This window comes from Paenibacillus sp. FSL R5-0749 (assembly GCF_038595085.1).
GTDB lineage: Bacteria > Bacillota > Bacilli > Paenibacillales > Paenibacillaceae > Paenibacillus.
Window position 1 is genome coordinate 5,715,915 of record NZ_CP152005.1, and the last position, 22,641, is coordinate 5,738,555.

Annotated in this window: 17 protein-coding genes; all 17 read right to left on the bottom strand. The window is 45.2% G+C overall.

The genetic code is table 11. From position 1 onward, the window contains the following. Nucleotides 1-425: 425 nt before the first annotated feature. On the bottom strand, nt 426-1,733 hold the full coding sequence (locus MKY85_RS25550) for a homocysteine synthase (RefSeq protein ID WP_342571079.1): 1,308 nt from the start codon (nt 1,731-1,733) through the stop codon (nt 426-428). A 241-nt stretch (nt 1,734-1,974) separates the two neighbouring features. After that, nucleotides 1,975-2,820, bottom strand: a complete 846-nt coding sequence (locus MKY85_RS25555) for a sugar phosphate isomerase/epimerase (protein WP_339237793.1) — start codon at nt 2,818-2,820, stop codon at nt 1,975-1,977. Nucleotides 2,821-2,857: 37 nt separating this feature from the next. Further along, nucleotides 2,858-3,610 (bottom strand): 2-dehydro-3-deoxy-D-gluconate 5-dehydrogenase KduD, encoded by a 753-nt coding sequence (gene kduD / locus MKY85_RS25560; protein WP_339237795.1) that lies wholly within the window; start codon nt 3,608-3,610, stop codon nt 2,858-2,860. 76 nt (nt 3,611-3,686) lie between these two features. Next, a complete protein-coding gene (locus MKY85_RS25565; protein ID WP_342571080.1) occupies nt 3,687-4,445 on the bottom strand; it encodes a DeoR/GlpR family DNA-binding transcription regulator in 759 nt (252 codons plus the stop codon). 221 nt (nt 4,446-4,666) lie between these two features. Beyond that, entirely contained in the window at nt 4,667-5,506 is an 840-nt protein-coding gene (gene kduI, locus MKY85_RS25570) for a 5-dehydro-4-deoxy-D-glucuronate isomerase (protein WP_036606918.1), read from the bottom strand. A gap of 214 nt (nt 5,507-5,720) precedes the next feature. Then, the gene (cyoD, locus tag MKY85_RS25575) at nt 5,721-6,050 is read right to left on the bottom strand and encodes a cytochrome o ubiquinol oxidase subunit IV (protein WP_091019256.1); all 330 of its coding nucleotides are present in this window, start codon (nt 6,048-6,050) and stop codon (nt 5,721-5,723) included. Further along, nucleotides 6,051-6,671 (bottom strand): cytochrome o ubiquinol oxidase subunit III, encoded by a 621-nt coding sequence (cyoC, locus tag MKY85_RS25580; protein WP_253440979.1) that lies wholly within the window; start codon nt 6,669-6,671, stop codon nt 6,051-6,053. After that, a complete protein-coding gene (locus tag MKY85_RS25585) occupies nt 6,672-8,642 on the bottom strand; it encodes a cbb3-type cytochrome c oxidase subunit I (protein WP_124118137.1) in 1,971 nt (656 codons plus the stop codon). 21 nt (nt 8,643-8,663) lie between these two features. Beyond that, a complete protein-coding gene (gene cyoA / locus MKY85_RS25590) occupies nt 8,664-9,638 on the bottom strand; it encodes a ubiquinol oxidase subunit II (RefSeq protein WP_339237801.1) in 975 nt (324 codons plus the stop codon). Nucleotides 9,639-9,956: 318 nt separating this feature from the next. Beyond that, nucleotides 9,957-10,220: a hypothetical protein gene (locus MKY85_RS25595; RefSeq protein WP_091038518.1), complete on the bottom strand. Its 264-nt coding sequence runs from the start codon at nt 10,218-10,220 to the stop codon at nt 9,957-9,959. Nucleotides 10,221-10,593: 373 nt separating this feature from the next. Next, nucleotides 10,594-11,940 (bottom strand): GH1 family beta-glucosidase, encoded by a 1,347-nt coding sequence (locus MKY85_RS25600; RefSeq protein ID WP_339257447.1) that lies wholly within the window; start codon nt 11,938-11,940, stop codon nt 10,594-10,596. Between the two features lie 16 nt (nt 11,941-11,956). After that, nucleotides 11,957-14,341, bottom strand: coding sequence for a glycoside hydrolase family 95 protein (locus MKY85_RS25605; RefSeq protein ID WP_342571081.1), 2,385 nt, complete (start codon nt 14,339-14,341; stop codon nt 11,957-11,959). 191 nt (nt 14,342-14,532) lie between these two features. Then, nucleotides 14,533-16,218, bottom strand: coding sequence for an ABC transporter substrate-binding protein (locus tag MKY85_RS25610; RefSeq protein ID WP_339243209.1), 1,686 nt, complete (start codon nt 16,216-16,218; stop codon nt 14,533-14,535). A gap of 335 nt (nt 16,219-16,553) precedes the next feature. Next, a complete protein-coding gene (locus tag MKY85_RS25615) occupies nt 16,554-18,257 on the bottom strand; it encodes an ABC transporter substrate-binding protein (RefSeq protein WP_339237807.1) in 1,704 nt (567 codons plus the stop codon). A gap of 374 nt (nt 18,258-18,631) precedes the next feature. Beyond that, complete coding sequence (locus tag MKY85_RS25620) at nt 18,632-20,320, bottom strand: ABC transporter substrate-binding protein (protein ID WP_339237809.1); 1,689 nt, start codon at nt 20,318-20,320, stop codon at nt 18,632-18,634. A 187-nt stretch (nt 20,321-20,507) separates the two neighbouring features. Continuing rightward, nucleotides 20,508-21,410, bottom strand: a complete 903-nt coding sequence (locus MKY85_RS25625; RefSeq protein ID WP_278298248.1) for a carbohydrate ABC transporter permease — start codon at nt 21,408-21,410, stop codon at nt 20,508-20,510. Nucleotides 21,411-21,425: 15 nt separating this feature from the next. Beyond that, entirely contained in the window at nt 21,426-22,409 is a 984-nt protein-coding gene (locus tag MKY85_RS25630) for a sugar ABC transporter permease (protein ID WP_339257451.1), read from the bottom strand. Nucleotides 22,410-22,641: the final 232 nt, after the last annotated feature.

A 22,641-nucleotide genomic window follows, 5' to 3' on the forward strand; every position in this document is an offset into this window, starting at 1 on the left:
AATCACAATCCTTTCGAATGTTAGATTTGCGGATGACGAGTCTGCCTATTCCGCTCCCAGAAATGAAGTTGTATTGAGAATGAGAGCCATTGTTAATGCCCTAAAAATGACACATGCTGCTGCGGGAATCCCGCAGCAGCATGGTTTTGTGAATGGTTTTGCAATCATCTCGAATGAGAATGATAATCATTTTTGTACATATGCAATTATTTTTACCCAATACAACTTTTAATCAGTATATGCCTGTAATCCTCATTTGTAAATGGGTATTTTTCGGACGGTTACTTTTACTCCTACATGCATATTCAAAAAGACAAAAAACCGCTCTCCATAAAGACAGCGGCTTAAAGCATCTATTGATAGGCGTTTGACCAATTTTATAGTATATCGCTTTAAGTGAATGTTTCACATCCACCCCATACCATTTATGCGCCTACACCTGCTCCCTGACTTGCTTTGATCGCTTGCTCCAGATCATGAATAATGTCTTGAATGTTCTCTGTGCCAATAGACAGACGAATCAACTCCGGATTAACCCCTGCGGCAGTTTGTTCATCTTCAGTCAACTGCGCGTGAGTCGTACTTGCCGGGTGAATGATCAGTGACTTGGAATCGCCCACGTTTGCAAGGTGAGAGAACAGTTTAACATTTTCAATCAATTTACGACCCGCTTCCGCACCACCTTTGATTCCAAAGGTCAGAATGGCGCCCTGCCCTCTTGGCAGATACTTCTGGGCAAGCTCGTAAGAATCGTGGCTTGGCAGACCCGCATAACTTACCCAGGACACATCCTCATGTTTCTCGAGGAATTCCGCAACCGCAAGGGCGTTGCTACTATGGCGCTCTACGCGCAGATGTAATGTCTCCAGTCCCTGCAGCAACAACCAGGAGTTAAATGGAGAGATCGTTGCACCCAAGTCACGGAGAAGTTGTACACGAGCTTTAATAATATAAGCAATCGGTCCAACTGCTTCCGTATATACAACACCGTTATAACTGGCGTCCGGCTCCGTCAAACCAGGGAACTTGCCGCTTGCTTTCCAGTCATATTTTCCGCTATCCACGATAACGCCACCAATGGATGTACCATGACCGCCAATGAATTTCGTTGCAGAGTGAACGACAATATCTGCTCCATGTTCGATTGGACGAAGAAGGTACGGGCTCGGGAACGTATTATCCACGATCAATGGAATGCCATGTTCATGAGCGATCGCTGCCACCGCTTCAATATCCAGTACATTCCCCTTTGGATTACCGATCGTTTCGGCATACAGTGCTTTCGTTTTCTCCGTAATCGCTGCCCGGAAATTCTCAGGATCACTGGAATCCACAAATTTCACGTCCAGACCCAGTTTCGGCAAAGTTGTCGAGAACAGATTGTATGTACCTCCATACAAACTCGCCGAAGACACGATCTCATCGCCTGCACCGGCAATATTCAGAAGCGAAAACGTAATGGCTGCTTGACCAGAAGCAGTAGCCAGCGCCCCAGCTCCGCCTTCCAACGCAGCAATCCGTTGCTCAAATACGTCAGTGGTTGGATTCATCAGACGGGTATAGATGTTGCCAAACTCTTTCAAACCAAACAGATTAGCTGCATGCTCAGTGTCCTTGAAGCCATAGGATGTTGTCTGATACAAGGGAACTGCTCGTGCGTTGGTAGTTGGATCAATCTCCTGACCTGCATGAATTGCCAATGTTTCAAATGAAAGCTCACGTTCGTTTGACATAAATCTGAATCCTCCCTTGATATATACGTTCTATAAGTTCATGATGTCTTGACATGGTGGTGTATGTTTTCCATATTCTCTCACAAGATGTCGCATTTGAAAAGACTTATTTCCGATTTTTCCGATGAGAAATATTAAATATGTATATTATCATTTCTATACCAAAAAAACCTTTGCCCTCGCAAAGGTTTTTCGGCTGCTGATGAAGATGCGCTGCATCACTTTTCAAACCGACTGTCTTTTAGACTCGAACTGCATCCCATACTTCACGCAAATGTTTGGCCGCAGGCACAGCTTGCTCCGCAGTTACACCTTCAAGTGAAATATCGATATGCGGCTTATACGTTTTTAGCAATTCAAAAAATAACGGGTAATCCAGTATGCCTGCCCCAGGTACCGGATTAAACTTCTCTCCCTGTGCATCGAAGGCGACATCCTTGGCATGGATCACAATCATGCGCTGATATAGCGATTCCATCACCTCGCGCAAGAAAGCTCCTTGATCTGCTGCATGTGGTTGTTTGATCAGATTACACGGGTCGAACAGCATTCCCAGATTGGATGAAGGAATCTCTTCAAACAAACGTGTCATATGTTCATGAGTATGAAGGGTATGTGTGGACACAGGCTCAATCGCTGCATGCACGCCCCATTTCTCCGCTTCCTCGGCCAACTCCTCAACCGTTTCTTTCAGCACACTCCACGCCTTCTCTTCATATCCATCCGGATGCGTATCCTGATAGGTGTCCAAGCTTCCGGTCTCCGTTGCGACCATGCTGCAACCGAAATCCCGGGCATAACGCAGATGTTCCTTGAATCGATCAATATCCGCACGGCGGCTTACCGGATCAGGGTCAATCGGATTAATATAACAGCCCAGTACCGCAATCTTCACTCCGCGCTGTGCAAATTGATCTCCAATCTCATTCGCCAGACCGGGGCTCAGCTTGCCATTCGATGAGTCCACATCGGATAATGCTTTGGCAAGTGCCAGCTGTACAGAGTTGAATCCGTTATCTGCAATGGTCTGCGCGAGCTGTGCTGTAGGCTGTTTACCAAATGTATGTGCCAGAATACCAAGTTTCATCTCACTGCCTCCTTATGCTAATCCGATGATCAAGCGATTAACGTGCCATCCAGCCACCATCGACATTCAGCACATGACCATTCAGATAATCCGAAGCGGCAGATGCCAGAAAGACAACCGGGCCTTTTAGATCTTCCGGTGTTCCCCAACGCCCCGCAGGAATACGGGCTGTAATATCCCGGTAACGATTCTCGTCCGCACGGATCTGAGTAGTATTATCGGTTTCCATATAACCAGGTGCGATACCGTTAATCTGGATTCCCTTCCCTGCCCATTCGTTGGCGAGTGCTTTGGTTAAACCGGCAACACCATGTTTGCTGGCTGTGTACCCTGGCACGTTAATCCCACCTTGATAGGACAACATGGATGCAATATTAATGATTTTGCCGCTTCCGCGTTCAATCATATGTCTGCCAGCCAATTGGCTTAGGAAAAATACCGTGTTCAGGTTCAGACCAATGACATCATGCCAGTCCTTCCCTGCATGATCAGCCGCAGGTGTGCGGCGAATGATTCCCGCATTGTTGACGAGAATATCAATTCTGCCTTGGAACGCAAGCGCCTGTTCGAACACAGCCGCCAACTCATCTTCACGACTTAAATCCGCTTCAATCACATAAGCTTTGCGTCCGAGTGCTTCAATGGCACTTGCCGTTTCGGCAGGTTTGGAATAAGAGACCAGCACCACATCAGCGCCTGCTTCCGCCAAACCAATGGCCATCCCTTGTCCAAGTCCTCCCGAAGTACCTGTTACCATTGCAACTTGTCCGCTTAAATCAAATGGGTTCATGAATGATTCCTCCGCATGGTTTTGATATGCAATCCATAGATCCTTCGTTCTTTAATCCCATGAATCATGAATGAGGTTAACTTTGATAATCCACTGTGACACCGCTCTGCTCGTATAAGGCAACTGTCTCTTCATCCAAACGATGATCACTGATAATATATTCCAGTTCCGAACACTGGGCGAAAGTTCGCAGTGCAAATTGTCCGAATTTATAATGATCCACAACACCATATACCTGCTGGGAGGCAGATATCATTGCTTTTTTCAAGGGAACCAGATCTCCCGTGTATATGGATAAACCAAATTCCGGATGAAGTGCTGTCGTGGATATAAAGGCTTTATGAATGTTAAGACCGGAGATAAATGCAGCCGTGTCATCCCCCACGAGCATATTCCGTACACGAGCCCCGCCAGGCACAACCAGTCGTACTTGCTCCTTCTTGGTAAGCTCCGCAATAATGAACAAGTCGTTGGTCACCACCGTCAGCGGCTGATTGTCGAGACGTTTAGCCATCTCCAACGTGGTGCTTCCGCCATCGAGAGCAACGATATCGCCAGGTCGAATGTAAGCAAGGGCCCGTTCAGCAATCTCCGTTTTCTCCGATTGATGTTTCTCGGTAACTCCCCGGCTGTTCAAGATGCCATACTGGTCATTCTGAGCCAGCATAGCACCTCCATGAACACGTACGAGCAGACCCATACTTTCCAACTTGTCGAGATCCTCTCGCACTGTTTTCCCAGTCACCTGCAACAGCTCACTCAGATCACTGACGGTTACTTCCTGGCGCTCCAGCAGAGCCTCCATAATTTTTTCATGTCTTTTCAATGGATTCATCCTGATCAACTTCCTATACCACCTGAGTCAAATGGCAGTTTCACACTTACACTTCGGGTACAGAAAACCTTCCGATCACTCTTATCCCCATATTTCCTTTGATCCCTTATTTAAAGGGAGAAATCTGGTGATAAAGGCGCACGCTTCGCTTCTTCTGGTCCTTTCTGTCCCCTCCGTTATAGTGTCTACCCTGTCAATTTAACTCAGACATCTGTAATTTATTATTTCAGGTCTTTCATCGCTACGCCGTCCATATCTTCGAACGTCTGGTTCTCACCAGCCATCGCCCAACAGAAGGTGTAATTGCTCGTACCCACACCACTGTGAATGGACCAGCTTGGGGAGATGATCGCCTGACGGTCGCGTACAACCAGATGCCGCGTTTCGTTTGGCTCACCCATCATGTGGAATACAACGCCATCCTCAGGCAGATTCCAGTACAAGTATACTTCGGAACGGCGGTTATGGGTATGTGCAGGCATGGTATTCCACATGTTACCCTTGTCGAGTTCAGTAATACCCATTACCAGCTGACAACTCTGAATTCCACCTTCTCCTTGGTGAATGTAACGATAGATCGTACGCTCATTGGAAGTTTCGATGCTGCCCAGATGATTCGGCTGAGCCTGCTCTTGTGTTGCTTTTACTGTTGGATAGGTATGGTGAGCCGGTGTGGATACAAAATAGAATTGTGCAGGTTGAGCCTTGTCACTGCTCGTGAACACAACTTCTTTCACACCTCTACCGATATAGAGACATTCCTTTGCTCCAATCTCATAACCTTGGCCATCCGCTGTTACTGTTCCATGACCACCTACATTAATGATACCGATTTCACGACGCTCCAGGAAAAAGTTCGTTCCGATATCCTTCAGGTTCACTTCAAGGGTAATGTCTTTGCTCTCAGGTACAGCCGTTCCCACAATATAACGATCCACATGAGAATATACTGTTACCAATTCATCGGTTGCAAACAGTTGCTCCATCAAAAATTCCTCACGCAGGCGAGATGTATCATACGTTTTCACTTCATTGGGATGTGCAGCATAACGATTTTCCATTATTAATCCATTCCTTTCGTCATTTAAATTAGTTGGAATTGAGTTTGAACATGTTCATATAAGTTCATTTTAGTTCATTATGTATCTTTTGTGTACCTTTATTTTTAAAATGATTTATTTCATTAATAATTAACGATGTTTATTTCTTAATAAGAACAAAAAAAGATCTCCCCAGTCTGTATCACAGACCGGGAGATCTTCTTTGATTCACATATTAATGTGCAACAGCGTTGTTAAGCATGATCCAGATCGAACCAATTACGATGGTCATCATAATCAGCAATCCGAATATAAGTGCCATTACATTCCAGCGTGGTTTTTCTGTTTCACGAATATGCATGAAGAAGAAGAGTTGAACCACAAACTGAAGTGCTGCTGTACCCAGAATCACAATAAGTGTTCCTGTTTTGCCCATCATGTCGTTCAGAACCACCACAAGTGGAATGATTGTCAGTACGACGGACAGAATGAAGCCGATGACATAAGACTTCAGTGAGCCATGTTGTTCATGGCCGTGGGAATCATGTGAGTTGTGCTCTGCCATCTACATCACCCCCATGAGATAGACGATCGACAGGAGGAAGATCCATACGACGTCCAAGAAGTGCCAGTACAAGCTGATAACGTTGATCTTACCACGAGTAACGTCGGTAATCCCACGTTTTTTCAGTTGGAACATGAGTCCGATCATCCAGATCAGACCAAGCGATACGTGAAGTCCGTGAGTACCCACGAGGGTGAAGAATGCACCCGAAGCTGCACTCGTCGTGTAGCTGAATCCTTCGTGAACCATCTCAATAAACTCATAAACCTCCAGGGCGATAAAGCTTGCACCCAGAACAGCTGTAACAATCAGCCAGTTAATCAATTGTTTCACTTTACCCTGGTTCATTGCCAGAACGGCAAGTCCGCTCGTAAATGAACTCGTGAGCAAGATAAATGTCTCGGCGATAACGCCAGGCATTTTGATCAGTTCGGACAAAATCGGTCCGCCCGCCGAATTGTCACGCAACACAATGAAGGTTGCGAACAATACGGAGAACAAGATAACGTCGGAAATCAGGAAGAACCAGAAACCGAGAATTTTCATTTCCTGTGGATCATGGTGGCCATGGTCATGACCATGCGCATGATTCTCACCGTGCTTAGCGGCTGCTTGAGCCATCTATACCGACCCCCTTAACGACGCTTCGGTACGCTTAATTTCGTCGACCGGAATGTAATAATCCGTATCGTAAGAGAATGAACGGGCGATCATACAGATGCCTACGCCAGCAAGTCCGAGAATCGCCATCCACAGCCATCCGAATACGAAGCCAAAGCCGGCTACAAACCAGAAGACAGACATAATGAACGGAATCGAAGAATTCTTCGGCATATGAATTGGTTCATATACAGGCTCAGGCGGATGAATGCCTTTCGCACGACGTTCTTTCTCTTCCCACCACTCATCAATATCATCTCCGCGCGGTGTAACAGCGAAGTTGTACTCTGGAGCTGGTGAAGGAATCGACCACTCGAGCGTACGACCATCCCATGGATCGCCGGAAGCTTTAAGTGTTTTGTATTTGCGAATACCGTCTGCAATTTGTGCAACTTGGAACAAGAATCCGACACCCATCAGGAATGCCCCGATTGTGGATACGAAGTTCAATTCCCACCAGCCAGTGTCCCAGCCGTATGTGCTCAGACGACGTGTCATACCCATCAGACCGACAGCGTACTGCGGCATGAAGCAGACATAGAAACCAATATTCCAAGTCCAGAATGCCCATTTGCCCAGTTTCTCTTCGAGTTGGAAACCGAACATTTTAGGCCACCAGTAATACAGACCAGCGAAGTATCCGAAGACAACGCCACCGATCAATACTTGGTGGAAGTGGGCAATCAGGAAGTAACTGTTATGGAACTGGAAGTCAGCAGGAGCAACGGATAACAGAACGCCTGTCATACCCCCGACAATAAAGCACGGGATAAAGGCAAGTGTCCACATCATCGGAGTCGCCATGCGAATCCTTCCTCGATACATGGTAAACAGCCAGTTAAATATCTTAACCCCTGTTGGAATAGCAATCAACATCGTAGTTACGGCGAAGAATGCATTCACGTCCGCTCCTGAACCCATCGTGAAGAAGTGATGCGCCCATGTGAAGAAGGACAGGAAGCTGATGATTAACATTGCAAATACCATTGACTTGTAACCAAACAGTTTTTTCCGCGAGAAGGTACTTACAATCTCGGAGAACACACCGAATGCCGGCAAGACGACAATGTATACCTCAGGGTGACCCCACATCCAGATCAAGTTGATATACATCATTGGGTTACCGCCCAGATCAAGTGTGAAGAAATGCGCCCCGGCAAACCTGTCGAGGAATAGCAATGCAAGTGTCACAGTCAAGATCGGGAAAGCAAACAAGATAATGATACATGTGGAGAATACCGACCATGTGAACATCGGCATTTTCATCCATCTCATACCTGGCGCACGCATTTTAATGATGGTAACCAGGAAGTTGATACCGGTAGCCAGGGAACCGATACCCGATATCTGTATACCCCATATATAGAAGTTCTGTCCGACCCCCGGACTGTGTGACAGCTCCGATAGAGGTGGATAACTCAGCCATCCTGCATCCGGTGAACCACCGATAACGAAGGACAGGTTAAACAGCATTGCTCCCAGGAAGAATAACCAGAAGCTTAATGCATTCAGAAACGGGAAGGCAACGTCCCTTGCTCCGATCTGTAATGGCACGATAACGTTAAATAAACCAAACATGAATGGCATCGCCATGAACAGGATCATGATCGTGCCGTGAGTTGTAAAGACCTGATTATAATGTTCAGGATGTAAGAAATCCATGTTAGGCATAGCCAGCTGCAGACGCATCATCAATGCATCCACACCACCACGGAACAACATGATAATGGAAGCAATGATATACATAATACCGATCTTTTTATGATCGACGGTAGTTAACCAGTTACGCCAGAGCCAGCCCCATTTTTTGAAATAAGTCAGCACCGTTACGATAGTTATCATCGTAATACCGATGGCCACGTCTGCTCCATAGATCAGCGGGTCGCCAGTTACGAAAAACTCCGATGCGAACTCTTTAAGTCTCTCTAACATTGGGGGCCTCCTTTCGAATCTTTAGTTAGCACTCTTGTCCTCATCTTGATTGGACACATCTGTTTGACTTTGAATGGCTCCAGAAGCTTCACTTGAACTTCCATGCTTACTGTGAGCACTTTGACCATCGACAACATACTTGGTCACAATATTTTGGAACAATCCTTCTGGGAAGGCAGAATAATAAGCTACATTGCTTGTTCCTGGTTCAGCCAGTGCAGCGTAACCCTCTGTAGTCAATTCCTGAGAATTCTGTTTCACTTCAGCGACCCACTTGTCAAAATCTTCGTCCGATGTAGCATTCACATCAAAACGCATTTCTCCAAAATGCTCACCTGTGAAGTTAGCGCCTGAACCCCAGTACTTGCCTTCATGATCTGCTTGCAGATACAAGGTCATCGCCATACCCGACATCGTATAAATCTGTCCTCCAAGTTGCGGAATCCAGAATGAGTTCATCGGTGAATCCGCAGTGAGTTCAAATTTCACGGGCCGGTCTGCCGGAATATTCAGCGTGTTGACCGTTGCAATCCCTTGCTCAGGATACATAAACAACCATTTCCAATCCAGTGAAGACACTTGGATGGTAATTGGTGCTTTCTCGTGAGCCAACGGCTTCGAAGGCTCCAGATCATACGTGTAACGAATAGTAACAATGGCAAGCAGTCCAATAATAATAATTGGAACCGTCCACCAGATTGCCTCCGCCTTCGTACTATGAGACCAGTTAGGCTCATAAGCAGCTTTGTTATCCGGCTTGTCGCGGTAACGCCATACGATTACGGCAGACAAAATGAGTACTGGCACAATGATGACAGCACACAAAATTGTCGAGATGACAATCAAATCTCTCTGCGAAGCGCCAATTGGCCCCTTCGGATCCAGAACAACGTATTGTCCGCCTGCCAGCATTGGCCAGACAATCAATGCAATTGTAACCAACGTCAGGACAACCGGAATGATAATCCGGATTAGCGACCTAGGTTTCTTGTTCATTTTGATCCCCTCTCCTTAAATTCGCTCATACTGAAAAATCAGTATACTACTCTCTTCCTACTAAAGATATCAGAAATGAACAACTTTTTTGTTCTTGTTAACAAATTTGTCGATTTTACACCTTAAATGTGTGAATTTTTTCTCACAAATCGCTTGCACGGTTGATATTTGTACATTGTAATCTTTACACATCAAGTCACAAAATAAAACCCTTTGCAGTCCCGTTGATCAGTGTCAACGAATCCGCAAAGGGCTTTATTGACTGGATTCCGGGTACTTATCCAGTCTTATTATGAACGAATTAACGCAGGATTATAATCAATCGGCGCCTTCGTCTTCCCGGCGTGTATGAACAAGGCCAATTGCTTTGGCAATTACGTAAATAAACACACTACCTACAAGGAATCCAATACCGACCATCAAGCCAAGATTACGATCATTAAAATCATTCAAATTGATCAGACACATGACCACTCCCGTAATGAGTGCGACCCATGCCAGAACTGTCATCGTCAAGACGGCGCGCCGCATATTTTTGTCTTTGCGCTCCAATTGGCTGACCATTGCTGTCTTCGATGCCATAGTAAACACTTCCTTTTCCCTTTTTGTAAGTGCTTTCCTTATACCAATATACCACATCAGTATGAATTTTAGTCAACAAATGTTCAAATTTTATTCGCAATTTGGACACTTTATTTTATTTTCAACTGTTGACAAAACATTATTCAATTTACTCATACTTCTTATAACCCAAAAATCGTCTTTTCATAACAGGAACTCTACTTGACCTTATGAAACCTTTATGAACTACTCTTTGATAACTGTAAAAATACAAAAAAGACGGTGCATTGGAATACTCCAATGTTACCGTCTTTTTCTTCATTAATAAGGTATCCATGTATAATGCGAACCTGATTTCCCCTTAAAAATACTTTTACATTTATTGGGGACCCCCTTAGTTCCTTGTCTCCAGCCAATTATTCTTAATGACATTCTGATACCAGTAATAACTCTCCTTCGGTGTTCTTACAAGTGAACGATAATCGACATGAACGAGACCGAAGCGCATCCGGTAGCCTTCTGCCCATTCGAAATTGTCCATTAATGACCATGCCATGTACCCTTTCAGGTTAATACCGTCATTAATGATGCGGTGGATTTGGGCCAAATGCTGCTCATAATATGAAATCCGGCGATCATCGTTAATTTTGCCATTCTCCAAATCATCATTAATACAAGCACCATTCTCCGTGATATATACATCCACATTGCCGTACTTTTGCAAGTAATGCATGAATTCATACAAACCGCGTGATTCCACCGGCCAGCCGATATCTGTCTTGGTCAAGCCCATATCAACTTCTTCCGATTGAAGAACACCCGCTTCCGGATTGAAGCGATTAATTCCCATCGTGTAATAGTTAATGCCGAGCAGATCGATTGGTTGCGAGATAATCTCCATATCGCCTTCCTGGATTGGCACCGTAGCTCCTGCTTCTGCGAACCAGTCCACCATAAATTGCGGATACGTGCCTTTGTAGATCGGGTCTAGGAACCAATCGGTATTAAGCGCAATGGATCGATCACACGCTGCCTGGTCTTCAGGAGATTTGCTGTACGGCTCAGCCCAGCACACGTTCGGAGCGATACCAATCTGACCGGTTGTTCCCAGGCGACGGAACGATTGAACGGCTTTACCATGAGCAACCAGCAATCCATGTGCTACATTAATTGATGTTTGCAGGTCTTTGTTTCCTGGCGCATGAATCCCAAGAAGGTTCGACAGGAATGCGATACACCAGGGTTCATTAAACGTTAGCCAAAAGTTGATCTTGCCCGAGAATTCCTTGAAAATCACCTCGGCATATTTCACAAAAGCGTCTACAGTTCTGCGGTTGCCCCAGCCACCGTCATCCTCCAGCGTTTGTGGAAGGTCCCAGTGATACAGGGTGAGGAACGGTTCAATACCCGCCTCTATCAATGCATCCACGAAGCGATGGTAGAAGTCCAGTCCTTCCCGATTGATCTCTCCATCTCCGTCAGGAATAATGCGCGGCCATGCAATGGAGAACCGGTACGTATTAATCCCGAGTTTCTTCATCAGTTCGATGTCTTCCTCATACCGGTGGTAACTGTCACATGCGACATCCCCATTGTCTCCGTTAAATACTTTGCCAGGTGTGCGAGCAAATGTATCCCAGATGGATACCCCGCGTCCACCTTCCTGTGCAGCTCCTTCTATTTGATAGGAAGCTGTTGCTGTCCCCCATCGAAAATCTTGTGGAAATTGAAAAATGGTCATGGTTAGCTCCTCCGTCTCATGATGACACGCGGATCGTCTGTCCTGCGGTCATTGTTAAAATAGTTACATAATCGCCCTGGGGCGTAAGCTCTGCCTTCGCTTGTTCATTTCCTTCCACACGTAGCGGATAAGTACTGCGAAGGGTTAGTGAATCACTTCGATCTGCTTTGATAACCGCTGACGCAAGCTTGTTGTCCGTCCACGTAATTGCTACCGTATAACCACCTCTAGCACGAAGCCCTTCAACACGACCTTGAGTCCAGAGTTCAGGCAGTGCCGGTAGCAAATGTAACTCGTTCAAGTGGCTCTGTAATAACATCTCGGCGATTCCAGCCGTACCTCCAAAGTTACCATCGATCTGGAATGGTGGATGGTCATCGAACAGATTCGGATGTGTGGATCGGGCCAGTAACGTGCGCACAAACTGATGTGCATGGCTGCTATCCAGCAGTCGTGCATACAGATTGATCAACCATGCACAGCTCCATCCTGTATGCCCACCACCTTGTGAGATACGACGTTCCAGCGATATTCGTGCTGCTTCCACCAGTTCTGGTGAATGCACTCGATTGATCTGCTCCCCGGGATACAGTCCATACAGGTGAGAGACGTGACGATGCCCTGGCTCGGATTCGGCAAAATCCTTAAACCACTCCAGCAATTGTCCTTCACTTCCGATACGGAATGGATAGAGTTTGTCCAGCGCCTCACTCCACTCGCTTGCCAACGATTCATCTATATTTAGCTGCTTCGAGGCTTCAATACAACGGCTAAACAATTCACGAATCAAAGTCATATCCATCGTTGAAGCCATGGATATACTGCGTGCCTCTCCAGCTTCTGTCAGAAACTTGTTCTCTGGTGAAGTGGATGGAATTGTAACCAGATATCCCTCAGGTCCTTCCACCAGCCAGTCGAGACAGAACAACGCCGCTTCCTTCATGATGGGGTAGGCACGTTCCTCAAGAAAACGTTGATTACCGGTAAATTGATAGTGCTCCCATAGATGCGAGGTAAGCCACACACCGCCCATCGGCCAAAAAGCCCAGCTTGCATCTCCACCTGTCGGCGTAGAGGTTCTCCAGATATCTACATTATGATGAGCAGCCCATCCACGGGCTCCATACAGAATACGCGCCGTTCTGCGTCCTGTATCACTGAGATCGGTCAACATATCAAACAGCGGCTCATGACATTCACTCAGATTGCAGGCTTCTGCCGGCCAGTAATTCATCTCCGTGTTGATGTTGATGGTATAGTCACTATGCCACGGCGGTTCTACCTGATGGTTCCAGATTCCCTGCAGATTGGCAGGCTGGCTGCCCGGCCGCGAACTAGCCATTAACAGATATCTTCCATATTGGAAATAAAGTGCTTCTAACCCGGGGTCTTGTTCCCCTGCCTGATAGGCCTGTAGCCGCTCATCCGTAGGCAATTCTGCGTTAACCGATGCACCTAAATCAATAGAGACTCTGTTAAACAATGCGCGATGATCTTGTACATGTCTTTCCCGAAGCACTTCCGCACCATGTGTGATCGCTTTGGAGATCATATCCACGCATTCCTTTTCGAGCAACCGGTTATCCTTCACAGGCAACACATCGTAACTTTCAAAGGACGTAGCCGCTGCCAGATAGAAAACAACCTGATCAGCACCCTGAATGTGCAACTTGCCTTCCAGGTTGGAGACCTTTGCGTGCTCCCCTGTTGCCGTAACTGCTACACGTACTGCATATGCGGTTCCCCGATCTTCTTCATACAGGACGGATTCCGGGTGATCTCTAAAATAATTGGATTCCACGTGACTCGGGCAACGGCTAAACATCGTGAGTGCATCTCCTGAGGTCTCAACGCAATAAGGGTGGGGACTGTCTAGCGTAACGCTGGCATTCAAAGCAGCCTTTCGATCCGTAGTCCATGTGCAAACCATCAGATTATCCGAAGCACTGGAATACACTTCACGTACATAACGAATTCCTTCCCGTGAATACGTCGTGGTAGCAATACCCGACTCCAGATCAAGTTCACGCTCAAATGCTTCATACGAAAGATCGTCCAGACCCTCATGGTGTAACAGAAAATGCCCCATTGGCTGGTAAGCCTCCACGTCACGGCCGAGCATCTCTCGGTTCAACAAATCCTCAGCTTCACCATACTGTCCAGACATGATTAACTCACGCGTCTGCTTCAAATACCGCTGACTGCTGTATTGAATCGTATCCCGCGGAAATCCTGACCATAATGTATCTTCATTGAGCTGAATTCGTTCATCCGCTGCGCCGCCATACACCATGCCTCCAAGACGGCCATTTCCGATGGGTAGTGCTTCTTCCCAGCGTTTTGCCGGTTGTCGATACCATAAACGGTTGATTTTAGTTAGGTTATTGTGTAGGGACATCATTAACTCCTTTTCCTCAATTAGCTATCGAAGTATTTATGTCATAAAACGTTTTCGGTAAGTGCTTACATTAAGGAGATTATATGTGATTTCCAAATTTGCGTCAATGTAAATCATCACACCTCATCCACATAAAAAAAGGCCCTTTTAAAGGGGCCTTTTTTTGTTTCAGCATGGGTTGAGGACAATGCATGTTATTTTATATCTTTTCCTGTCCAAAGGGAGACACGGTCTTTCACCCAAACGGTATATTGTTTCTCCATCTCCACTGCACCTGCTTTGTCCAATTCATCCAGGAAAGCATCATAGGTTGCGTCAAAGTTTGCTGGTGAAGTCAGAACAGCCTCCGGAATACGTTTACGAACGATATCCTGTGTTTTTCGGAACGTTACTTCATAATCTGTACCTGAAGGTACAGACATGTTGTATGCTGCTCCCCATTCCTTGAGCTTCAGATCATCTTCGGAAGGATAGAAATCTTTCCATGTTGTAATACCGTAGGCTTTCAACGTTTCCTTCTCGGCTGCAGTATAACCCGCTTGAATCTGCTCAGGGAAGTTCGTTGTATAATAGTTATCCGTAGAATCTTTCACACCATCGCCGTATCTTGCACTAAAGGCACTATACATCCCGATACCTGTTTCTTTGCTGAAATTCGAGTTGTCATTGGTTTTGCGATCCTGAATCTCGTCAGGAATCACACGTTTGCCATTTTCGACGTTATAGTGTTGACCTTCAATACCCCAGTTTCTCAACACTTGTCCTTCATCAGAAGCAAGCCAATCCAAGAATTTGATGATACGTACCGGATCTTTGGCCGAAGTTGTGATCCCGATGCCGTAACCGTCAAATCCGGTTGGTTGGAACGTATGATCTACAATATCCTTGTTCAAAGACACGGAGAAGTGAGCATATGTGGCATCGTCCTTGCCTGCTGATTTGAGTGCATTTTCAGCTTCTTGATAGTTCCACTCTTGATCGATCAGACCGAGTACACGGCCACTGGCAATTTTGGACTTATATTGATCATCCTTTTGAACAAATGTATCCTTGTCCAACAGTCCTTCATTATACATTTTGTTCAACCAACGGAAGTACTCTTTCTCTTCTGGACGCTTGTAGTGAAGCATCGCTTCATACGTTTCAGGGTTAATGTAGTATTCACCATCATCAGGGGCACCTGTTGCCTGGAAGGCCGGGTTCGTTACCGTGATCATGATCTTCCAGTCATCTGCATTCAATGTCAACGGAATGGTTGGTTGACCATCAATGGTTGGATGTTTTTCATAATAAGCTTTTAGTACATTCTCATAATCCTCAAGTGTCTTCACTTCAGGGTATCCAAGCTCTTTCAATACTCTTTGTTGAATTTCGAATCCGCCACCTGCATCAAATACAACATTATCTACACCCATGTTTGTTGGGATCGTATATATCGACTGATCTTCCGTGTTATATTTCAGACGGTTCATCTGGTCGCCATAGATTTTTTTCAGGTTCGGAGCATGCTCTTCAATCAGATCGGTCAAATCCAGCATTGCACCTGCATCCACAAGCTTAGACAAGTTACCTTTAGGGAAGATGAGGTCAGGGTAATCACCGCTGGCCGCCATAAGTGCAATCTTCTGATCGCCACCGTTGTTCACATCATACTCAGCTTCAATCGTAACGCCTGTTTGTTTAGTAATCTCTTTACCGACTGCATCTTGCATCTTGTTCCAGGTCGGGCTTGGATCTGCACCGAAGAACGTCACTGTAATTGGTTCAGTTCCACTGGACTCCGTAGTTTCTTTTGTTCCCGAATTCCCGCATCCAGCTGTGACCAGCATTGCACTTGCGAGCATCAACATTGCAAACGTCTTGGGTGTATTACCTTTCATCTTGCCTCTCATTGTCTAGTTCCCCCTATTATTTATGAAGGTTTTATCTGTATAACAGGCTTTATGCCTGAGGATACCACTTTTTTTGAATGCGCTTACGACTTATGCTGTAAAAGCCTGATTTTCAAAGATAATTGTCAGCAGCAACTATTTTACAACAATGTTCTTATAACACACATAAAACGTTTTCGAAACATACTGTAAAACGCTTACTGAAAGTGCTTACATGATAGATTATAGGCTATCCATCCGCTTACGTCAACAATAAAAAAAGCCCTTTCTCAAGGGCTTTTTTCGCTATGAAAATCCTTCACTTTAATGCTTGGTTTTCAACCTTATTTCACGTCTTTACCAGTCCAGAGGGATACCCGATTTTTAATCCATACCGTATATTGTTTTTCCATCTCCACTGCACCTGCTTTATCCAGTTCAGCCAAGAGACCATCGTATACGCTGTCGAAGTTTTCAGGTTTGGCAAGGATCGCCTCTGGAATACGTTTGCGTACGATATCCTGTGTTTTTTGGAACGTTACGTTGTAATCTGTGTCAGAAGGTACAGGCATGTTATATGCTGCGCCCCAATCTTTCAATTTCAGATCATCTTCGGAAGGGTAGAAATCTTTCCAAGTTGTAATACCATAAGCTTTCAATGTCTCTTTCTCTGCTGCAGTGTATCCAGCCTGAATCTGCTCAGGGAAGTTGGTTGTGTAATAGTTATCCGTAGCATCTTTCACGCCATCTCCGTATCTCGCACTGAATATATTGTACATACCCACGCCAGACTCTTTCGTGAAGGCAGAGTTATCATTGGTTTTGCGATCTTGTACTTCTGCCGGGATAACGCGTTTGCCATTCTCTACTTGGTAGTGCTTGCCTTCAACGCCCCAGTTTCTCAGGACTTGACCTTCATCAGATGCAAGCCAATCCATGAATTTGATAATGCGCACCGGATCTTTGGCTGAAGTTGTAATTCCAATGCCGTAACCGTCAAAACCTGTCGGCTGGAATGTATGGTCCACAATGTCCTTGTTCAGGGACACGGAGAAGTGAGCATATGTTTTATCGCCACCGTTGGACGATTTCAAAGCATTTTCCGCCTCACCATAGTTCCATTCCTGGTCGATCAGACCAAGTACGCGGCCACTGGCAATTTTGGATTTATATTGGTCATCTTTTTGAACAAATGTGTCTTTGTCCAGCAGACCTTCATTGTACATTTTGTTCAACCAACGGAAATATTCCTTTTCCTCAGGACGTTTGTAGTGGAGAACGGCTTCATAGGTCTCAGGATTGATATAATACTCACCATCATCCGGTCCACCCGTAGCTTGGAATGCAGGGTTCGTTACCGTGATCATGATCTTCCAGTCATCTGCGTTTAATGTCAACGGAATAGTCGGTTGACCATCAATCGTTGGATGTTTTTCATAATACGTTCTCAGTACGTTTTCATAATCCTCAAGCGTTTTCACTTCAGGGTAGCCAAGCTCTTTTAATACTCTTTGTTGAATCTCGAATCCGCCCGTAGCGTCAAATGCAACGTTATCTACACCCATATTGGTCGGAATCGTATAGATCGCTTGATCCTCCAAGCTATATTTCAGACGGTTCATCTGATCACCATAGATTTTTTTCAAATTGGGAGCATGCTCCTCAATCAGATCGGTCAGGTCCAGCATCGCGCCTGCATCCACAAGCTTCGACAAGTTGCCTTTAGGATAGATAATATCAGGGTAATCACCACTCGCAGCCATCAAAGGAATCTTTTGATCTCCACCATTATTCACATCATACTCAGCCTCAATTGTAACTCCCGTTGCCTTGGTAATCTCTTGACCGACAGCATCCTTCATGTTGTTCCAGTTCGGACTTGCATCTGCACCAAAGAATGTAAAGGTTACTGGACTGGTTGTGTCTCCGGAATCAACCGGCTTTTCTGAAGCGTTACTTCCTCCTCCATTGCTGCTGCATCCTGCTGTAATTGCAAGAGCACTGGCTAACAGAAGCATTGCGAATGTTTTTGGTGTTTTGCCCTTCATGTGTAATCCCCCTTATGGATATAATGAAGCTGTATATTTGTATAACAGGCTGACCTGCACATACCGTGACCAGATGAAACGAATGTAATTTTCTTGTTCTTATAACATTAGAAGCGTTTTCTGAAAAATGAAAAACTGCCCTACACTACCTTACTTCCTTCCCCTTAGGGAATTTTCACCCTGCAATCAGGCTACATATCACATGATGCACAAGCAAATGTAAGTGCTTTCATAATTGAATAATAATGCCTCTTAAAGTCCTTGTCAATAGTGAATTTATAAAATTGAAAACGTTTTTTAGAAAACGTTTTAGATAAAAAAAGAACCCATATAATACGGGTTCTTTCTCTTTTTAAATCTGTCTTGCTTATTGTTTATTTAGCCTCTTCACCGCTCCACAACTGAACACGGTTTTGAACGAGTTCTGTATATTGTTTTTCCATGTCCTCTGCTCCTGCTTGGTTCACTTCTGTAATCATGCCATCATAGATGGCATCGAACTGCTCAGGAGTACTCAAAATGGCTTCCGGAATACGTTTCCGGATGATATCCTGGGTTTTCTTAAAGATGACGTTGTAGTTGGAGTCCCCTGGTGTTGGCAGATTGTATGCTGCTCCCCATGGTTTGATTGGGAACTCGTCTTCACTAGGGAACATATCTTTCCAAGTTGTAGCTCCGTAAGCTTTAAGTGTTTCTTTCTCAGCATCGGAATATGCCGCCACGATCTGTTCAGGGAAATTCGTAGTGTAGTAATTGTCCGTTGAATCCTTCACACCATCTCCATAGTGCCCAGAGATATTGGTGTACAGTCCTATACCCGTCTCTTTCTGGAACACAGCTGCATTATTCGTTTTTTGGTCCTGAATGTCGGCAGGAATGACACGTTTGCCGTCCTTCACTTCATACTGTTTACCTTCAATTCCCCAGTTCATCAATACTTGCCCTTCTTCAGAAGCCAGATAATCGAAGAATTTGATCGTACGAACCGGATCCGGATTGGTCGTTGTAATCCCTACACCCCAACCGGATACAAAACCAGGGTCTTGGAAGGTTTGATCCTTGATATCCTCGGAGAGGGTAACCGGGAAGTGTGAATACGTCGCTTCAGACTTGCCCGCGGATTTCAAAGCATTCTCTGCATCGGAATATCCCCAATCCTGGTCAATAACACCAAGAACACGCCCACTTGCAATTTTGGATTTGTATTGGTCTGTTTTCTGGATGAAGCTGTCCTGATCCAGCAATCCAGTGTTATACATATGGTTCAACCAGCGGAAGTACTCTTTTTCCTCAGGACGTTTGTAATGCAGCATTGCTTCGTACGTTTCTGGATCGATGTAATATTCACCATCATCCGGTGCACCCGTTGCCTGGAATGCCGGGTTCGTTACGGTAATCATGATTCTCCAATCATCCGCATCCAGTGTTAACGGGATGGTTGGCTGACCATCAATCGTAGGGTGTTTCTCTTTGTACGCCTTCAAAACATTCTCGTAATCCTGAAGTGTACGCACTTCCGGATATCCGAGTTCTTTCAGTACACGGTGCTGAATTCCAAATCCACCACCTGCATCAAAGTATTTCTGGTCTACCGCATAATACGTCGGCAGCACATAAATAGCCTGATCCTCATTACTGTATTTCAACCGGTCCATGTAATTACCATACAGCTTCTTGAGATTGGGAGCATATTGGTCGATCAGATCTGTCAGATCAAGCATTGCTCCGGCATCCACCAGTTTGCTAAGTTCTCCTTTGGGTGACACGATATCCGGATAGTCTCCGCTCGCTGCCATTAAGGAGATCTTATCCTGACCACCACTAACGGCAAATTCACCGTTAAGCGTTACCCCTGTTTTTTCTGTAAGGACTTTACCCACTTCATCCTTCATGCCATTCCAGTTCGGACTGGGATCAACACTGAAGAAATCGAAAGTAAGTGGAGTTGTCTCTGCGCTGGTATCCTTGAACGACGTATCACCGCCGCTTCCTCCACCACAACCTGCGAGTAAAGACATTGCAAGCACTGGTGCCAGTGCAATCTTCATTTTGGAACTTGCCATAATGGTAATCCTCCCTGTTTCATATGTCTGTTTTGTCCGGGACTTTTTTGTCCCTGTCTATAGCTTCATGAATACCACACCGCAGCCCTATACGGTGAAGCGCAGACCAAATGGCTGCGCTTCGGGTATCCTGATGCTTCATTTGTAGATGTACGGCCACTCTATGTGGCAGCCTATACAAGCTTGCTTATGCTTTTACTGCGCCCAATGTCATACCGCCAACAAAGTACTTCTGTAGGAACGGATATACAATCAGGATTGGAACCGTTACAACGATCGTAATCGCCATCTTGATTGATTCAGGTGAAATCTGTGTCATCTGTTGTGCCATGTCATTGGCATTCCGTCCAGCACCTGAGCCTTGCTGCGTACTTTGCAGTACTTTCATCAGCTCATATTGGAGCGTGGTCAGATGTGCCTTCGAACCATTATACAGGTACGTATCGAACCATGCATTCCATTGACCTACAGCCAGGAACAATGCGATGGTTGCAAGTACCGGTTTACACAGTGGAAGGATGATTCTGTAATAGATCGTAAAGTCATTCGCACCGTCCAGCTTCGCGGATTCCTGCAATGCATACGGCAGACCATCAATGAATGAACGGATAATGAAGACGTTAAATGCACTGATCATGCCTGGCAATACATATACCCAGAATGTACCGATCAGGTTCAGGTCACGCATCAGGATGTATACCGGAATTAGACCACCGGAGAAATACATCGTGAGTGCAAGTGTTGTAGAAACAAACTTACGAAGTCCAAAGTCAGGTCTGCTCAGTGTAAAAGCGATCATGGAGGAACTGATCAATCCGAGCACAGTACCTACAAGTGTACGCAGGATGGAGATCTGCAAACCTTGTAACAATCCATCATATTGGAAGATCGTTTTGTAGTTCTGTAATGTGAATTCGCGAGGCCACAAGTAAATCCCGCCACGTACTGTATCTGTCGAGTTATTGAGTGAGATGGCTAGTACGTTAAGGAATGGATATAGTGTTACGATCAGCACCATGGTCATCGCGAGGATGTTGAATATATCGAACAGTTTATCGCCCCGAGTAGCATTGAATGCTTTGTTCGCCATAATGTCGTCCCCTCCCTACATGATGCTTTCTTTGGTGAATTTTTTGAACAAGCCGTTCGCAGTAAACAGAAGGATGATACTGACAACGGAGTTGAATATACCTATGGCTGTACCATATGAGAATCGTCCCATATTCAAACCATAATTGAGCGCGTATAGATCAAGGACTTCCGAGTAGTCTGTGACCAGACTGTTGCCGAGCAAGAACTGCTTCTCGAAACCGATACTGATAAGATGTCCAATCGACATGATGAAAAGTACGGAAATCGTGGTCCGAATGCCAGGCAGCGTGATGTGCCACATTTGTCTCCAGCGGTTCGCTCCATCTACACGGGAAGCTTCATACAACTCTTGGTCAATACCGGTAATTGCCGCAAGATAGATGATGGCATTCCAACCGGTTTCTTTCCACATATCTGAAGCGGTTACAATGTACCAGAACAAGTTCCCCTTGGCCATGAATTGGATCGGCTGGTCAATAATGTTCAGGCCTACCAAAATGTCATTGATAATCCCTCCATCGGTGGAGAGCATTTTGGTAATGATCCCGGCTACAACGACCCAGGATACAAAGTGAGGCAGATAGGATACTGTCTGCACGGCACGTTTGAAGAACATACCTCTCATTTCATTCAGGAGAATAGCGAAGAAGATCGGTACGATAAAACCGACAACTAGTCCCATCAAGCTCATTGCAAGCGTATTCCGAAGTACCAGATAGAAACGTTCATCACTGAACAGCTCTACAAAGTGTTTAAAACCAACCCACTCTTGATCACCAAACGATCTGGCAGGTTTATAATTTTGGAAAGCCATCGTCCATCCCCATAGTGGCAGATAGTTAAATACGAAAACCCAAGCTACGAATGGCAATGACATGAGATAGAGATATTTCTGCTGTTTCATTCTGTCCCAAATTCCGTTCCGCCGATTCTTTAAAGGCGGTTTGGGGTCACTGCTTCTGTTCGCGGAAGCGGATTTTTTTGTTAGCGTTTCCATCTCCGTTCCCCCTCCTCTGTTTTATAGAATAATCATACTCGATAGAGCGTTTTCAAAATACCATCTGGATTTTAGAGAAAATCATATAAAAATTAGATATAGGCATATATAATCAGACATTATTTCGTTAAAATCAGTGATAAATTCTACTTTCAAATGCATTAAAAGCAATATAAAGGTAAAATTAAGTTTTATATGTAATATTCGAAAACGTTTTATAGTAATCGTTTAC

Bases quoted from the DNA above. Each gene is read 5' to 3' on its own strand.
- MKY85_RS25550 (WP_342571079.1), bottom strand. From the start codon at position 1,733: ATGTCAAACGAACGTGAGCTTTCATTTGAAACATTGGCAATTCATGCA.
- MKY85_RS25555 (WP_339237793.1), bottom strand. From the start codon at position 2,820: ATGAAACTTGGTATTCTGGCACATACATTTGGTAAACAGCCTACAGCA.
- kduD (WP_339237795.1), bottom strand. From the start codon at position 3,610: ATGAACCCATTTGATTTAAGCGGACAAGTTGCAATGGTAACAGGTACT.
- MKY85_RS25565 (WP_342571080.1), bottom strand. From the start codon at position 4,445: ATGAATCCATTGAAAAGACATGAAAAAATTATGGAGGCTCTGCTGGAG.
- kduI (WP_036606918.1), bottom strand. From the start codon at position 5,506: ATGGAAAATCGTTATGCTGCACATCCCAATGAAGTGAAAACGTATGAT.
- cyoD (WP_091019256.1), bottom strand. From the start codon at position 6,050: ATGGCAGAGCACAACTCACATGATTCCCACGGCCATGAACAACATGGC.
- cyoC (WP_253440979.1), bottom strand. From the start codon at position 6,671: ATGGCTCAAGCAGCCGCTAAGCACGGTGAGAATCATGCGCATGGTCAT.
- MKY85_RS25585 (WP_124118137.1), bottom strand. From the start codon at position 8,642: ATGTTAGAGAGACTTAAAGAGTTCGCATCGGAGTTTTTCGTAACTGGC.
- cyoA (WP_339237801.1), bottom strand. From the start codon at position 9,638: ATGAACAAGAAACCTAGGTCGCTAATCCGGATTATCATTCCGGTTGTC.
- MKY85_RS25595 (WP_091038518.1), bottom strand. From the start codon at position 10,220: ATGGCATCGAAGACAGCAATGGTCAGCCAATTGGAGCGCAAAGACAAA.
- MKY85_RS25600 (WP_339257447.1), bottom strand. From the start codon at position 11,940: ATGACCATTTTTCAATTTCCACAAGATTTTCGATGGGGGACAGCAACA.
- MKY85_RS25605 (WP_342571081.1), bottom strand. From the start codon at position 14,341: ATGATGTCCCTACACAATAACCTAACTAAAATCAACCGTTTATGGTAT.
- MKY85_RS25610 (WP_339243209.1), bottom strand. From the start codon at position 16,218: ATGAAAGGTAATACACCCAAGACGTTTGCAATGTTGATGCTCGCAAGT.
- MKY85_RS25615 (WP_339237807.1), bottom strand. From the start codon at position 18,257: ATGAAGGGCAAAACACCAAAAACATTCGCAATGCTTCTGTTAGCCAGT.
- MKY85_RS25620 (WP_339237809.1), bottom strand. From the start codon at position 20,320: ATGGCAAGTTCCAAAATGAAGATTGCACTGGCACCAGTGCTTGCAATG.
- MKY85_RS25625 (WP_278298248.1), bottom strand. From the start codon at position 21,410: ATGGCGAACAAAGCATTCAATGCTACTCGGGGCGATAAACTGTTCGAT.
- MKY85_RS25630 (WP_339257451.1), bottom strand. From the start codon at position 22,409: ATGGAAACGCTAACAAAAAAATCCGCTTCCGCGAACAGAAGCAGTGAC.